The sequence below is a fragment of the Providencia sp. PROV119 genome (genome assembly GCF_028482435.1).
Classification (GTDB): domain Bacteria; phylum Pseudomonadota; class Gammaproteobacteria; order Enterobacterales; family Enterobacteriaceae; genus Providencia; species Providencia stuartii.
The window spans coordinates 89,309-105,319 of the sequence record NZ_JAMPQL010000007.1; the positions used below are offsets into that span (position 1 = coordinate 89,309).

Consider the following 16,011-nt stretch of genomic DNA (forward strand, 5'->3'; position numbering starts at 1 on the left):
CTCCGGAAAAGATCCCACTGACGACCCCTCCTGTTTAGGAGGTTCACTGTTTAGGTTGTAATATCCCAAAGGGTGAGGCCATTACGTGGGACGAGTGTGAGCCTTTCTGATAGCGGTTCGCCATCAGGAAAAATCAGATCAGGGGCAATGTCATTGAGCGGGTATAACATAAATTCCCGCTCTTTTAGCCCATAATGAGGTACGGTCAATCGTGGGGTATTAATAATATGATTGCCGAAAAGCATAATGTCGAGATCGAGCGTTCTAGGGCCCCAACGCTCAGCTTTGCGAACTCGACCAAGCTCCAGCTCAATGCGTTGTGTATGATCAAGCAACGCTTCTGGCTCAAGCTCAGTTTCAAGTGCAACCGCCATATTAAGAAAATCGTTTTGATCTTGTGGCCCCAGCGGTTTACTACGATAGATCGAAGAGGTGTTGACTATACGGCTGTTTGGGAGCGCATTTAACGCATCAATAGCCTGTTGAGCCTGTTTCAATGGCTCACCAAGATTACTGCCAATAACAATATAGACCAACTCCATTCTATGACCCCTGATTTTTATTTGGTTTATGGGCGCTTGATGATGACTTGCGTGGGCGATGGCGTTTACGCACTGGCGCACTACCTAGCTCAGCTATCATCTCACGCTGCTTAGTATTATTGGAACGCTGATACTCATCCCACCAGACAGCAAGCTCTTGAAGCTCATTTCTCCGTTCAACATTGGCCCTTAATTCTAATAAATCAAATGCAGCACGGAACTTTGGATGCTCCATTAATTTATTCGCTCGACGCCCTTGGCGGCGAGGAAGGCGTAATTGCAATTGCCAAATATCACGCATGGTGGTGGTGATACGTTTAGGTATCGCAATCGAACGGCACTGCTCATCAAGTATGTCATTCATCGCCAGTGCGAAAGCATCATAGTAGGCAAGCCCACCTTCTTGAGACAGCTTTTCTGCATGTTCCGTAACGGGATACCATAACATGACTGCAAATAAAAATGCAGGATTAACCCGTTTATCATTTTTGAGCCTAAAGTCAGTATTTTTGAGTACCTGATCAATGATTTTTTCCATTGGCGAATCATTGTTATTGGTAAAGCGACTACTGATAACCGGAAACAGTTGCTCAAATAAGTGGTACTCTTTTAGCATGTTATAGGTTGCATAACCTTGACCCGCTTGTAGCAGTTTCAGTGACTCTTCAAATAGCCTTGCTGAAGGAATTTCACGCAATAGCGGTGCCAGACGTTGGATTGGTTGCGCCGTATTTGGCTCAATACGCATATCCAATTTACAGGCGAAACGCACCGCACGTAGCATGCGAACAGGATCTTCGCGATAACGAGTCTCTGGATCACCAATAAGGCGAATAATCCCCGCTTTAAGATCGTTTAAGCCGCCCACATAGTCACGAACAGAGAAGTCATCAATGTTGTAGTAAAGGCTATTAACGGTAAAGTCACGGCGGATTGCGTCTTCTTCGATAGAGCCGAAAATATTATCCCGTAGCAACATGCCATTTTTGGCTTGCTGGGAGCGGTTTTTATCTTCCGACTCAATTTGGTCATGGTGACCGCGGAAAGTGGCAACTTCAATGACCTCTGGCCCGAACATAATGTGGGCGAGACGGAATCGACGACCGACTAGCCGGCAGTTACGAAATAGTTTGCGGATCTGCTCAGGCGTTGCATTAGTTGTAATATCAAAATCTTTGGGTTTTTTACCAAGGAGTAAGTCACGTACACCACCGCCAACGAGGTAGGCCTCATAGCCATTTTTATTTAAGCGATAAAGTACCTTCAGTGCATTATCACTAATATCACTACGTGAAATAGTATGCTCTGAACGAGGAATTACAGTGATATTTTCATCTGTTTCAGTCGTCATTGTCTCTGATTTCTCTGCCTGAATACCGGCACGTTTGGACTGACGAACCGTGGTTTTTGTTTGTTTAGCGTTCTGTTCTACGGACTGAGCTGTCGCAGTGTCAGAATAAGTGACTGGCCTTTCACCGGCTGCCTGTGCGTCACGCGTGTCCTTGTCATTTCGCGATAAAATATTACGGCAGAAATTTGCTACTCGGTTAAAAATAGTACACCTCGATATCATTACGAATATTCATTAAACAAAATAAGCGGCTAATCATAGCTTACTGGCCTTTCTTTGAGAATGCTTAAACGCATAAAAGTCATATTCAGTCATAAGCATTGTCAATAATATCATGAGATGGGATCGCCGCTAGCTGCCATTTATCCGTTGCGGTTTTTAAAATCTCATCGGTACTCAAATCACGCCAGTACTGGATTGGCGGTTGATTCAGTAATGTTAGTGCATGGCATATTACTGGGCGAGGATCCGTCATCGGCAGTGCTGTGGCATGATTTTGCTTTGATAGCTTATTATTATCATGATTTAGGATCAGCGGTAAATGGGCATAATCAGGAACAGGCAATGAAAGGTGGTGATATAACGAAATTTGCTGTGAGGTGGTAGGGATTAGGTCTGCGCCTCTCATCACTTCAGTGACATTTTGATAATGATCATCAACAACAGCGACTAAATTATAAGCAAACAAACCATCTTTACGATGAATAATAATATCTTCTTCAGCGACATTGGCTGGTGTCACAATTTCGCCTCTGAGCCTATCTGTAAATTGATAAACGGGGTGAGTTTGTTTTAATCGAATAGCCGCTTGATGGTCTGGAAGATGGAGGTTGCGACAATGACCATCGTAATGCCCTTGCAACGCTTTGATACGTTGCCGTGAGCAAGTGCAGTAGTAACTTTTGCCTTGTTGGCGAAGGTCATCTAATGCAGCACGGTAGGCATCATGACGTTTTGATTGGTACAGTACCTGATCATCCCAATATAAGCCGTAATGCGCTAACGTTTTTAGAATATTATCAGCCGCGCCGGGAACTTCCCTTGGGGGATCAATATCATCAATACGCACCAGCCATTTACCTTTTTGCGAGCGTGCTTGCAAATAGCTACCTAGGGCGGTGACGAGTGAACCAAAGTGAAGGTTACCTGATGGAGATGGTGCAAAGCGACCAATATAGGGTGAAGTGGAGGTGCTCATTACTAGATTTCCTTATAACGGCGCAAGGTTAGTGCGCCGTTAAGGACTCCATAATCAGTGATTAGCCAGCCATTTGCTTTTCGCGAATTTCTGCTAATGTTTTACAGTCGATACACAAATCAGCGGTAGGGCGGGCTTCCAAACGACGGATGCCGATTTCCACACCACAAGATTCGCAGAAGCCAAAATCGTCTTCTTCGACTTTCTTCAGTGTTTTCTCGATTTTCTTAATCAACTTACGTTCACGGTCCCGGTTGCGTAATTCAAGGCTGAATTCCTCTTCCTGGGCTGCCCGATCAACAGGATCTGGAAAGTTAGCTGCCTCATCTTGCATATGAGTAACTGTCCGGTCTACTTCATCCCTGAGTTGATTGCGCCATGCTTCGAGAATGAGCTTAAAATGCGCCAACTGGGCTTCGTTCATGTACTCTTCGCCAGCTTTTTCATGATAGGGTTCAACCCCAGCAATGGCGAGAATGCTTAAGGACGATGTCTTACGTTTTTGCCCTTCTTGCATAATGCTTCTCCTACACACGCAAATTTCACAAAACCCCAAAGGGGGGAAAAATTAAGGTCGCTATAAATAGCAGAAGAGTGCCCTCTTGGCAATCGTTCATGCAATGAGTTTTGTAATGCTGTGAAGGCGCGCGTGTTTATTCCTTTTTAAGCCTCCAGAACCCATGCGTCTTCGCTTTGAGCAGCGAATAAACTATCATTATTTGATAGGTGTAAACTTAATTTTTTTACCCAATAGCATTTTTTGCGTATTGATATCTACTTGATAACACAGTACTTCAACACCATTTTCGATAGCTTCTTTCAAAAGTGTGGCATATTGCTTATCAATATGGGCTGCTGCCGAGACCTCGTAGATCCCCGTATGCAAAACTGCAAACAACAGTATGGCTTTTTTTCCTTCTTTAGCAATTGTTGTTAGCTCTCGTAAATGCTTTTGTCCGCGTTCAGTCACAGCATCGGGAAAATAGCCATGGTTATTTTCCAATAACGTGACAGATTTTACTTCGATAAAACAATCGGGTAGCCCATCTCCAGATAAAAAGAAATCAATCCGGCTATTTTCAGAACCGTATTTCATCTCAGGCTTTATTACACTATATTCGGATAATTCTGGAATGGTTTTTTGCGCCAACGCCTCGGCAATGATCTGGTTAGCTCGTAATGTATTGATACAAATTAGATGATTTTGTGACGTTTGTGTCACTTCCCAACTGTGTGGGTACTTGCGTTTTGAGTTATTCGATGTTGAATACCAAATTTTATCTCCGGGCGTTGCACAGCCAGTCATCGCCCCCGTATTGGCACAGTGGATAGTCATGACTTCACCGTCAGGTGTAACGACATCCGCTAAAAAGCGCTTGTAGCGTTTGATCAGTGTGGCTGGTTGTAACGGGGGAATAAACTCCATATTGTCTCCGCAATCAGTATTCAGGAAATAAGCAGCAATGCTACAATCTTTGCCTGAAAATGTTAAATACCATTGGAGTTATCAGCCGCGTGTTACCGATTTATGACGTTAGTGATTCCTTACTTACGGCCTTACAGCAATCTCCGCAAGTGTTATTACATGCCCCTACAGGGGCGGGTAAATCAACCGTTTTACCTCGGCTAATATTAGAAAGTGGGGTGATTGACGGACGTATTATCATGTTGGAGCCGAGACGAATTGCGGCTCGTAGCGTCGCTAAACGGTTAGCCGAGCAGCTAGGCGAAGATATCGGTAACACGGTAGGGTTGCGCATGCGCTCTGAAAGCCGAGTTAGTGTAAACACACGTATCGAAGTGGTGACTGAAGGGGTTTTGACTCGCATGTTGCAAGATGATCCGATGTTAGAAGGGGTCGGTTTAGTCATTCTTGATGAGTTTCATGAACGCAGTTTACAAGCGGATTTAGGCTTGGCGCTACTGCTTGATACTCAGCAGGCACTGCGTGATGATTTAAAAATCTTGTTGATGTCGGCCACATTGGATGATCAAGGGCTGGTGGCTCTATTCCCTGATGCCCCCGTGATCGTATCCGAAGGGCGTGCCTATCCTGTCGAAAGGCATTTTTACCCCATTAATGCGAATAAATTATTCCACAAAGAGGTGGCAAATGCGGTTTGGCGATTACTTCAACAAGAAAGTGGCTCGCTATTGCTTTTTCTACCCGGTGCGGGGGAAATCGAGCGAACACGCTCAGAGCTAGCTTCTATGGTTAGTGAGGACATACTTTTATGCCCAATGTATGGGGCACTATCAATAAAAGAGCAGCAGCAAGCCATTCAGCCTGCCCCTGAAGGCAAACGTAAAGTCGTTTTAGCGACCAATATTGCAGAAACTAGCTTAACGATTGAAGGCATTCGCTTAGTTGTTGACAGCGGTTTTGAACGAGTAGGCTTATTTAATCCTCGCACTGGACTAACAAAACTGGTTAAACAGCGTATTAGCCAAGCGTCCATGCAGCAGCGGGCTGGGCGAGCAGGACGGTTAGAAGCCGGTATTTGTTGGCATTTATTCAGTCAAGAGCAAGCGGAAAGAGCCGCACAATTTAGTGAAGCTGAAATATTACACAGTGATTTAAGTTCGTTATGGTTATCCCTGTTGCAGTGGGGATGCCAAGCGGTGGAGCAGCTTCAATGGTTAAACCTGCCACCACAACCCGCAATAGCCGCAGCGAAAGAGTTGCTGAGTCGACTTGGGGCGATTGATCAACACGGTAAGCTAACTCCGCTTGGAAGAGGAGTCGCAGAACTCGGAAGTTCAGTGCGCACTGCCGCCGTGTTGTACAAGGCCTTGCAAAGTCAAAATAATGAAGTGATTAAATTAGCGGCGTTATTAGTGGCAATATTAGAAGAGCCTCCACGCCAAGCTCACAGTGATATTTATTATTATTTGGATAAGCCTACAGAGAGTTGGTGCAAACGTGCCACTTTATTATGTGGTTATCCGGTCACAGCAGCAGTTGGCAGAAACGTCTCGCTAATAAGTGAGTGGTTACCTACTTTATTAGCGAGCGGTTTTCCAGACCGTATCGCGAAAAGTCGAGATCATCAAAGCCGCTATCAGTTAGCAAGTGGATTAGGGGCATCGTTAGATGAAAATGACGCGTTGTTAGGAAATGAGTGGCTAATCGCTCCAACACTTTGGCAACCTGAAACCTCAGCAGATGCCAAAATAAGTCTAGCAACCCCTATTGAGATCGCTAGCTTGCAGGCGGCTTGTCCTGATTTGTTTTATCAGCAGGAAACCGTCGAGTGGGATGAACAAAAAGGCACTTTAATTGCTTGGCGACGGTTGCAATGTGGGCAATTGGTTGTTCGCTCTGAAAGATTAACCCATCCTGATAGACAACAAATTAAACAGGCATTGTTACATTGGCTAAGGCAAAATGGATTAGAAAGTTTAAATTGGAGCCCGTTTGCACAGCAGTTTCGGATCCGTTGCCAATTGGCTCAACGTTGGTTTGCTGATACCACTTTACCAGATGTGGCTGATGAGGCTTTGTTGGCTTCCTTAGAAGCTTGGCTTGCGCCTTACTTAGATGGAATAACTCACCGTAAGCAACTTCAAGAAATCAATGTCGGGGAGCTGCTGATGCATCGTTTAGATTGGGAGCAACAAAAATGGTTAAAAGAGGCTTTACCGACGGACTATTTAGCGGGTTCGGGGAGTCGTGTAAGCATTCACTACTCTTTAGATAAGCCCCCGATGATAGAGATCCGCATGCAGGAGATGTATGGGCAGACATCGAACCCAACGGTTGCTCATGGCAAAGTCGTTGTGGCGGTTGCTTTGTTATCACCTGCGATGCGCCCATTACAGATCACCCAAGACTTAGGGGCTTTTTGGCAGGGCAGCTATCGAGAAATACAAAAAGAGATGAAAGGTCGCTACCCAAAACATTTATGGCCAGATGATCCTGCTAATACGCAACCTACCAATAAAACTAAAAAAGCGATGAATACCGAGGGGCGTTAAATAGAAGCGAATGAAAAAACAGGCGAGATATACACGAAACACACCGTGAAAAAGCATCATCAGTCAATTTGAGCCTTCTAATTTTTTGTTGGTATGGATAAGTGCGCTAGCAACTCAATCCAGATATGGGTCGTGATAGACGGTCTAACTGAGAGCGTTTTTATCTTGCGTTGTTGTGCTATGTCTCAGACATGGCATGAGTTTCACTGTCTGTCAGTAAATCGATGTAAATATCTGCATAACGTAACAGAAAAAAGTTATAGCTAGCTTCAGGCATTTTTTATCCACTCATTGCGCGACAAAATTGATATGGATCCTACACGCTCTATTTGATATGGAATAATAGAGTAAACTGTAAAAATTACTTTAAATATTAATTGGTTAATTGAGTGTTACGTGTATGCGTGTTTTTAGTTGGAAAGTAAAGTATCACGGATAAAAATATTCTATTTTATTAATTGCTTATAGGGTTTATTTTGTTTTTTTGCCGTGTTGGTATGTCATTGGCAGTTTTTGAGATAAAATTTAGCGATGCAAATGATGTGCAGACAAAGATAAGTGCGTAACAAGGCTATTTTATGCTCTAATAGATGTCCGTGGTGATGGAGTGATATTATTTGCTGCGTAAGGTAATGAAATGTAATTAAGAGCTTTCTTCTGTGAACGCTTTGACATTTTAAGTCAGAATCAAGGATAGTACGTTAAGAATGTAGGTGATATGGAGCGACCATGTCCGGTAAAGATTTTGAACCTATTGGTAGACGTAAAAATACGTCGACGAAAAAAAAGCAGTCTCATTCACGCCGCCGCCGTGATGACTATGATTATGATGAAAAATTATTTGATGACGATGATATTGATGAGCAAGACCTCGATGATGAAGAGGACGAGCTAATGGCGAAGAACAAAAATAACAAAGGTAACAAAAATCGTAAGCCAAAAAGCCGATGGCGCTGGTTTTGGTTATTGGTCAAAATTTTTATTGTCTTTGCTGTATTGCTTGGAGCCTATGCTTTTTATTTAAACCAGCAAATCAAAGAACGCCTTGATGGCAAGGTTTGGGATTTACCTGCGGCAGTGTATGGCCGGATGGTTAACCTTGAACCGGGAATGGATTATAGCCAAGCTGAAATGATCCGCTTACTGGAAGGTATGCAATACCGTAAAGTGACGAAAATTACTAGCTCAGGTGAGTTTTCCGTTAAAGGCAACACGATTGAAATATTACGGCGTCCATTTAATTTCCCTGATCAGAAAGAAGGGAAAATATTGGCGCGCATGGTGTTTGACCAAGGGATCTTAACTAAAATTGAAAATATGGAAAATGGCCGTTCATTTGGCTTCTTCCGGTTAGACCCTAAACTGATCACCATGATGCAGTCGGCGAATAATGAACAGCGCTTAGTTTTACCGTTGTCAGACTTCCCTGAATCGCTAGTGAAAATTTTGATAGAGACCGAAGACCGTAACTTCTATGAACATGATGGGGTGAGTCTTTACTCTATTGGTCGAGCGGTTGTCGCTAACTTATCGGCGGGCAAATCTGTGCAAGGGGGAAGTACCCTGACGCAACAGTTAGTTAAAAACTTATTTTTAACGAATGAGAAGACATTCAGGCGCAAAGCGAATGAAGCCATTATGGCGCTCTTGCTAGATTACAACTATAGCAAAGACCGTATCCTTGAATTGTACCTCAATGAAGTGTTCTTAGGGCAAAACGGGAACGATGAAATTCGTGGCTTCCCATTAGCGAGCCTCTATTATTTTGGTCGCCCTATTAATGAATTAAGCCTAGACCAACAAGCGTTATTAGTTGGAATGGTTCAAGGTGCCACAAAGAATAACCCGTGGACGCAGCCAGAAAATGCGATTAAACGTCGTAACATCGTGTTGAAAATACTAGAAACACGCAATGTTATCGATAATGAAATGTATCAAGTGCTTAGCGCGCGTCCTTTAGGAGTAAAACCAAGAGAAGGGCTTGTCGCCTCTCAGCCTGCTTTTATGCAGATGGTTCGTCAGGAATTAAATGAAAAACTGGGCGATAAAGTTAAAGAGCTTTCTGGCGCAAAAATCTTTACGACTCTTGACCCCGTAGCACAAACTGCGGCTGAAAATGCGGTGGAATCAGGTGTGGCTCAGCTACGAGCAGATCGCAAACTGAATGATATTGAAGGGGCGATGGTCGTTGTTGACCGCATTAACGGTGAAGTTAGAGCGATGGTGGGTGGCTCACAGCCACAATATTCCGGTTTCAACCGTGCGCTCAATGCGCGTCGTAATATTGGTTCATTGGCGAAGCCACCGGTTTATTTAGCGGCATTGAATGAGCCTGATCGTTTCCGCCTGAATACATGGCTAAAAGATGAACCATTATCCGTTAAGGTGGGGAATCAAGTCTGGAGGCCAAGAAACTATAGCCGCAATTTTACAGGGGGAATGATGTTGGTTGATGCATTAGCGAAATCACAGAATATCCCAACGGTAAACTTAGGGCTAGAAGTTGGGCTGGATCAGATAGTTAATATCTTTGTGCGCCTAGGTGCGCCAGCGAGTGCGATGGAAAAAGTTCCCGCAATGCTACTTGGTGCGGTTAACTTAACACCGGCTGAAGTGGCGCAAATCTACCAAACCATTGGTGGTAATGGTAACCGCGCTAAACTTTCTGCATTACGCTCTGTTATTGATGGCGATGGCACTGAAATTTATCAAAGCTATCCATCCGCTGAGCGTGCAATACCGTCACAAGCGGCTTATTTAACGCTCTATGGTATGCAGCAAGTGGTGCAACAAGGTACTGGGCGAGTACTGCTGAAGAAATATGGCAAATATAATTTAGCGGGTAAAACGGGAACAACCAATGACTTGCGTGATAGCTGGTATGCAGGTATTGATGGTAAAGAAATCGCCATTGTCTGGATTGGTCGTGATAATAATGGGCCAACACAGTTAACGGGCTCTACCGGTGCATTGCGTGTGTATCAGCGTTATTTGGATAATCAAACACCATTGGCGTTGATTAATCGTCAGCCTGAAGGGATTGTGGATATGAAAGTGATGCCTGATGGTCAATTTAACTGTTCAGACTTTGGTGGCGGACGCGTATTGCCGATTTGGACTGAGGCGCCAGACGCATTATGCCAATCATCCGCACAGCAAGAGCCAGTTTGGGATTTAAATAACAACGCTCAACCGGCCCAAGAAGACGCACCAGATTGGGTGAAGGAAATGTTCGGTAATAATTAATTAGTACCGTAAAATGAAAATGCCCCGTGAGTATCAACTCGCGGGGCATTTTTTATAGGCGGAGCTTATACGATCAACACTTGAAATAACAACAGACTGTTTGCATCGCTATAAATATTTTCACCACTTATCCAAGTGGGATATGCCGTTTTAATTCCCCACTTTTTATTGTTTCAGCACTTGTTCCCAATGCTTTGACGGGTTCAACTTGTGAAATTGTAAGTTGTGCTCTAATCGCTTTAACATTAATGAGGAAACGCTAGTCGCGACAAAATGAGGGAGTAAAGGCGTAAATAAGGAGGCGAAGATATCGCCTCCGAGTGAAAGAAAGGTTAAGCAGTTTTCATTTTTGCAAATGCAACTTCTGCTGCTTCGATGGTTTTCTCAATATCTTCATCGCTGTGAGCAATAGACATAAAACCTGCTTCGAATGCGGAAGGCGCTAAATAAATACCTTGCTCTAACATAAGGTGGAAGAAGGTTTTAAAACGCTCAACATCACACTTCATGACGTCTTGGTAGCAAGTCACACTTTTTGCGTCAGTGAAGAAAATACCAAACATGCCGCCGACATGGTTGATCACCATTGGAATTCCTTGCTCCTGTGATACGCGTTTTAAACCGCGGGCTAATTTTTCAGTTAGCTCGGTCAGTCTCGCGTGAACACCTGGCTGTGCAACCTCATTAAGACAAGCAAGGCCTGCTGCCATTGCAACTGGGTTACCGGATAGCGTTCCTGCTTGGTATACAGGCCCAATCGGCGCAAGTTTTTCCATGACTTCGAAACGACCGCCAAATGCGCCAACCGGCATACCACCACCAATGATTTTACCTAGGCAGGTTAAATCAGGTTGTACACCATAGTAATCTTGCGCGCCGCCGAGTGCCACACGGAAACCCGTCATGACTTCATCAATGATCAATAGGGCATTAAATTCATCACACAGTGCACGTAGGCCGGGTAAAAACTCATCGGTTGGTGGAACACAGTTCATGTTACCCGCAACAGGCTCAACAATGACGCACGCAATATCTTGTGGATAATTTTCAAAAGCCTGACGAACCGATGCTAGATCGTTATAAGTGCAGGTGAGTGTATGTTTAACGAAATCTTCAGGTACACCCGGAGAGTTAGGCTCTCCCATTGTCAATGCCCCTGAGCCTGCTTTGACTAATAAACAGTCAGCATGGCCGTGGTAGCAACCTTCAAATTTAATAATTTTGTCGCGACCTGTGTAACCACGTGCTAAGCGGATCGCACTCATGGTTGCCTCAGTACCTGAGTTCACCATACGGATCATATCGATAGAAGGCACTAATTCACAAACCAGTTTTGCCATTTCCACTTCTGCGGCAGTTGGCGCACCGAAACTTAAGCCTTTATTGACAGCTTTGATTACGGCATCACGGACGGCAGGGTGGTTATGACCAAGCACCATTGGCCCCCAAGAGCCTACATAGTCAACATAAGCTTTACCATCAACGTCAAAAATATAAGCGCCATCAGCACGTTCAATAAATAAAGGCGTACCACCAACACCATTAAATGCTCGTACTGGTGAGTTGACGCCTCCGGGGATTAGCTGTTGCGCTTCATTATATAAGTTTAAAGATTGGCTCATGCAAGGCTCCTGAATAGGGACAAATAAATCGACTAAATACCGTTGAAACGAGACTTATCATACTTCAAGTTACTTAGATAGGGTGGCTCAAGCCATAAGGTAGCGCTGAGTGAGGCCACTTTTGGTTGGTCATCTACATGCAACTTGAATTATTTAATAGGCCTATTCTAAAGCACGGAACCAATTAAACCAAATGCATTGATTGGTATGCACAATGTGTTGAATTACGACACAGGACTTGAATCAATGACTAAGCTGGCGGATAATTAGTAAATTGATCTGAGTAAGCTATCTGCTTACGCTGAATTACCGGTTGACCGGCTTGGAGTAAAAAATGAGTGATGATGCAGCTCTGCCATTGCAGTTTACTGATGCGGCAGCAATTAAAGTAAAAGACTTAGTTTCTGAAGAAGACAACCCAAACCTGCGTCTACGTGTTTACATTACCGGTGGTGGTTGTAGCGGCTTTCAGTATGGCTTTACCTTTGATGACCAAATTAATGATGGCGACATGACCATTGAAAAACAAGGCGTTGCCTTGGTGGTTGACCCAATGAGCCTACAATATTTGGTTGGCGGAAGTGTTGATTATACTGAAGGGTTAGAAGGTTCACGTTTTATTGTGACCAATCCAAATGCGAAATCCACCTGTGGTTGTGGTTCTTCATTTAGCATTTAAGTCTTATCGTTGAGAGGGGCGTTCCCCCTCTCATTCATCGCTATTCTGAGTGTAATTGTTCACACAATGACTGGGCCGCCAGCACTACGCGAGGGCCAGCACGATGAAACCAATCTTCATTTAAACGAATAATCGGGATAGAAAGTTGCGTTTGCCAAAATTGGCGAACGGCAGTTTCTTGAGTCTCGGTTCCTGTCATTACAATCATCTCGGGCTGCCTAGCAATAACCTGTTCACGGCTGACTTGAGGCCAAGGCACAGCACTGTTTGCGAAAATATTTTCCCCACCACACATTGAAACAATGTCATTTTGAATAGTGTTACTGCCTGTACTAAATAGGGGGTGAGTGCCTAGTTGAATAAATACCCGTTTTTTGGGGCGCTCTTGCTGAGCGTAACGTTGTTTTAGCTGGTTAAGTTGCTCACGCATCGATAAAACGGACTGCTGGGCAATTTGGGGCTGCGGGCTGTATTTAGCCAGTTGTTCGATAGCAGAAATAACCCCTTCAACGCTTTGTGGATCGAAATAGATAATAGGGATCCCCAAAGCAGCAAGTTGGTCGAGTGGGCGCTGAGGGTTACCACCTCGCCAAGCTAAAATAAGATCGGGTTTTAGTGCCACAATCCGTTCGACATTAAGGCCTTGCCAATCGGAAACCTGCTCTAATTGTTTCGCTTCGGCAGGATAATCGGAGTATGCACTGACAGCAATCAGGCTTTCGCCTAATCCAGCCGCATAAGCCAACTCAGTATTCGCTGGAGAAAGGCTGATCACGCGATGTTTCGTGTCTGCAACAACCGATGTATTAAAAAATAGCAATAGTAGTAAGGCGAGTGTGGTTTGAAGTGTGCTTGGGTGCCATTTCATGCAGTCATTGCCTCTAACTAAAAGAATAAATAAAAAGCATAGCGTTTTATTGACTATGCTTTTTATTTTAAACGAAAGTTATGCGAGTTCAGCTAAAATTGCCGCTATCATCAGTGATGATTGGCGCGCTGCAACAGGTAAAAACTCATCAAAACTGGTGTGTGATTCTTTATCTGCTACATCGGAAATAGCGCGTACGACAACAAAAGGTACAGCGAATTGATGGCAAACTTGGCCGATGGCGGTAGCTTCCATCTCAACAGCAGCGACTTGAGGGAAGGTTTTTTTAATTCGAGCCAAAGGCTCTGCGCCATTGATGAAAGCATCACCACTGCACACAAGGCCACGAACCGCATTCATATCCAACTGTTGAATACATTTTTCGGCGAGCGCGATCAATTTAGGGTCAGCCATAAATGCGGGAGGGCATTGCGCCATTTGGCCTGGTTCATAACCAAAAGCAGTTACGTCCGCATCGTGATAACGTACCTCAGTTGAAACAACGATATCGCCAACATTTAAGTTAGGATCTAAACCACCCGCTGAGCCAGTATTAATTACTATATCGGGTTGGCAATGTTCAAGTAGCAACGTGGTGCCGATTGCCGCCGCCACTTTACCAATACCTGATTTTAGCAGCGCAACGTCGACGCCATTAATTTTCCCTGTGTAAATTTCACAGCCAGCACGGCTGAGAGTTTGGCAGCCTTCAATTTGTTCACGCAGGATGGCAACTTCCTGCTCCATTGCACCTATGATACCGACTTTCATTATGTCATACTCACTGTTGATTAATTAGACACTTAAGGTAGAGATGACTAAAGTGTAACATTGAAAGGTATTATTTCTCTGCCTTTTATTTTTGTCTCGTGTATAAAGGATGAGGAGTTGGTGTGAGCGAAATTAATTTTCTAACAAAATTAAATTATCAACGAAACTATAATAGCGCGAAAAGTCCTCGAGTCTCTGCTCACAATGAAGATGCTGTTAATCGCCAATTTGAAAGTGATAGAGGCCGAATTATCAATTCAGCGGCGATCCGTCGGTTGCAGCAAAAAACACAAGTATTTCCATTAGAACAAAATGCCGCAGTGCGCAGCCGATTGACCCATTCCTTAGAAGTACAACAAGTCGGGCGTTACATTAGCAAAACGGTTCTTCACGAATTAAAAAAGAAAAAGTTACTGGAAAAATATGGGCTACATGAGCGTTGTGATGCGTTTGAAAGCCTAGTCGAAATGTCTTGTTTGATGCACGACATCGGTAACCCTCCTTTTGGGCATTTTGGTGAAGCCGCAATTCAGAGTTGGTTTCGCCAACTGCTAGCCCCTCAATACCAATACACACCCGATTATCCGGATCCTTGTAAAATCGCCGCCATGCGTTTAACTGGGGATGAACGTCTTGATCTCTTCCGTCGTCAACTTAAACAGGATCTATGCTCTTTTGAAGGTAATGCGCAAGGGATACGCATGGTACATCGCCTATTGAAGCTAAATCTCACTTATGCACAAGTCGGCTCTATCTTGAAATATACGCGTGGAGCATATGATCTTGAGCCTATTCCTGAAGAATTTGATTATTTGATGAAAAAGCCGGGCTACTATTGGTCTGAACTCGGTTTCGTGAATGAACTATGTAAAAAATTAGAGATGGGTGAACATTGTCGCTTCCCACTTTCTTATATTATGGAGGCGGCTGATGATATCTCTTATTGTATTGCTGATTTAGATGATGCCGCTGAGAAAGGAATTTTTACCGTTGAACAATTGATCAACTATTTGCGGAACGAATGGGGGGTAGTCGAAAAAGGCGACTTATTTGATGAAACCATTATGAGCGCTTTTAATAATATCAGTGATAACCATACAAGACGAATTCAACAAGACCAGTTTTTTATGTATTTACGAGTGAATATTACCAGTAAATTGGCTCGTTACAGTGCTCAGCGTTTTATTCAGAATCTCCCCGAAATCTATGCAGGGCGCTTCAATAGCGCATTGTTGGAAGATAAAAGCCCTGAGCATCGTTTACTTAAAGTTTTGAAAACGGTTGCATTTAAGCATGTCTTTAGCCATCACGAAGTAGAAGAGCTGGAGTTGCAAGGTTATCGCATCATTGGGGGGCTGTTAGATTTTTATCGCCCATTATTGATGTTAGAAAGGGAAGACTTTATTTCGCTAGTTGAAAATAACTATCACAAACAATTTTTTATCGAAACACGGTTATTCCATAAACTCTCTAATAAGCACCGTTTGTCATACAGTGAAGCAATTGAAGGCATATGTGCAACAAATGAAATAGAGAAATCTATTCTTGAGTTTTATTATCGGGCACGATTGATTCAGGATTATATCAGCGGCATGACGGATCATTATGCCTATGAAGAATATCGTAAATGTATGGTGTCAAACTGATTGTTTATTCGGCAGTAAGGTGATGAAGGCGTCAATTATTTTGAATAAGAGCCGTTCAAACAAACAAAAATAATAAAAAAATATACGTTAAGTGAAAAAGTGATAACTCA

General features: G+C 43.7%; 12 protein-coding genes and 1 pseudogene. 4 read left to right on the forward strand and 9 right to left on the reverse strand.

Translation table 11 applies throughout. The features are described from left to right. Positions 1–50: 50 nt before the first annotated feature. From folK to sfsA, 5 genes are all read right to left on the reverse strand, one after another. Positions 51–542 (reverse strand): 2-amino-4-hydroxy-6-hydroxymethyldihydropteridine diphosphokinase, encoded by a 492-nt coding sequence (gene folK / locus PSF11_RS08280; protein WP_004922531.1) that lies wholly within the window; start codon positions 540–542, stop codon positions 51–53. Position 543: 1 nt separating this feature from the next. Then, entirely contained in the window at positions 544–2,115 is a 1,572-nt protein-coding gene (gene pcnB, locus PSF11_RS08285; RefSeq protein ID WP_004922527.1) for a polynucleotide adenylyltransferase PcnB, read from the reverse strand. A gap of 85 nt (positions 2,116–2,200) precedes the next feature. Then, the gene (gene gluQRS, locus PSF11_RS08290; RefSeq protein WP_036941319.1) at positions 2,201–3,091 is read right to left on the reverse strand and encodes a tRNA glutamyl-Q(34) synthetase GluQRS; all 891 of its coding nucleotides are present in this window, start codon (positions 3,089–3,091) and stop codon (positions 2,201–2,203) included. A 61-nt stretch (positions 3,092–3,152) separates the two neighbouring features. Then, on the reverse strand, positions 3,153–3,608 hold the full coding sequence (gene dksA, locus PSF11_RS08295) for an RNA polymerase-binding protein DksA (RefSeq protein ID WP_004922522.1): 456 nt from the start codon (positions 3,606–3,608) through the stop codon (positions 3,153–3,155). A 198-nt stretch (positions 3,609–3,806) separates the two neighbouring features. After that, positions 3,807–4,517: a DNA/RNA nuclease SfsA gene (gene sfsA, locus PSF11_RS08300; RefSeq protein WP_004922520.1), complete on the reverse strand. Its 711-nt coding sequence runs from the start codon at positions 4,515–4,517 to the stop codon at positions 3,807–3,809. A 59-nt stretch (positions 4,518–4,576) separates the two neighbouring features. Between sfsA and hrpB the strand changes: the two genes are divergently transcribed. Together hrpB and mrcB are read left to right on the forward strand one after the other, a co-directional pair. Continuing rightward, positions 4,577–7,069 carry an ATP-dependent helicase HrpB gene (hrpB, locus tag PSF11_RS08305; protein WP_014656569.1) on the forward strand — a complete coding sequence of 831 codons (2,493 nt, stop codon included), beginning with the start codon at positions 4,577–4,579 and terminating at the stop codon, positions 7,067–7,069. Between the two features lie 729 nt (positions 7,070–7,798). Continuing rightward, positions 7,799–10,315 carry a bifunctional glycosyl transferase/transpeptidase gene (gene mrcB / locus PSF11_RS08310; protein WP_036941313.1) on the forward strand — a complete coding sequence of 839 codons (2,517 nt, stop codon included), beginning with the start codon at positions 7,799–7,801 and terminating at the stop codon, positions 10,313–10,315. A gap of 130 nt (positions 10,316–10,445) precedes the next feature. Here the strand turns inward: mrcB and PSF11_RS08315 are convergent. Both PSF11_RS08315 and hemL read right to left on the reverse strand, forming a co-directional pair. Further along, positions 10,446–10,568, reverse strand: a pseudogene (locus PSF11_RS08315) (NadS family protein); the annotation flags it as partial. A gap of 79 nt (positions 10,569–10,647) precedes the next feature. Continuing rightward, a complete protein-coding gene (hemL, locus tag PSF11_RS08320; protein WP_004922511.1) occupies positions 10,648–11,937 on the reverse strand; it encodes a glutamate-1-semialdehyde 2,1-aminomutase in 1,290 nt (429 codons plus the stop codon). A 334-nt stretch (positions 11,938–12,271) separates the two neighbouring features. On the opposite strand from hemL, the gene erpA reads away from it, so the two are divergent. Continuing rightward, entirely contained in the window at positions 12,272–12,616 is a 345-nt protein-coding gene (gene erpA / locus PSF11_RS08325) for an iron-sulfur cluster insertion protein ErpA (RefSeq protein WP_004922507.1), read from the forward strand. Between the two features lie 40 nt (positions 12,617–12,656). Here erpA and btuF read toward each other — a convergent pair whose 3' ends face one another. Beyond that, positions 12,657–13,484, reverse strand: coding sequence for a vitamin B12 ABC transporter substrate-binding protein BtuF (btuF, locus tag PSF11_RS08330; protein WP_072502461.1), 828 nt, complete (start codon positions 13,482–13,484; stop codon positions 12,657–12,659). Between the two features lie 78 nt (positions 13,485–13,562). Continuing rightward, complete coding sequence (gene mtnN / locus PSF11_RS08335) at positions 13,563–14,255, reverse strand: 5'-methylthioadenosine/S-adenosylhomocysteine nucleosidase (protein WP_004922501.1); 693 nt, start codon at positions 14,253–14,255, stop codon at positions 13,563–13,565. Between the two features lie 122 nt (positions 14,256–14,377). Between mtnN and dgt the strand changes: the two genes are divergently transcribed. Continuing rightward, positions 14,378–15,901 carry a dGTPase gene (gene dgt / locus PSF11_RS08340; RefSeq protein ID WP_040132328.1) on the forward strand — a complete coding sequence of 508 codons (1,524 nt, stop codon included), beginning with the start codon at positions 14,378–14,380 and terminating at the stop codon, positions 15,899–15,901. Positions 15,902–16,011 lie beyond the last annotated feature (110 nt).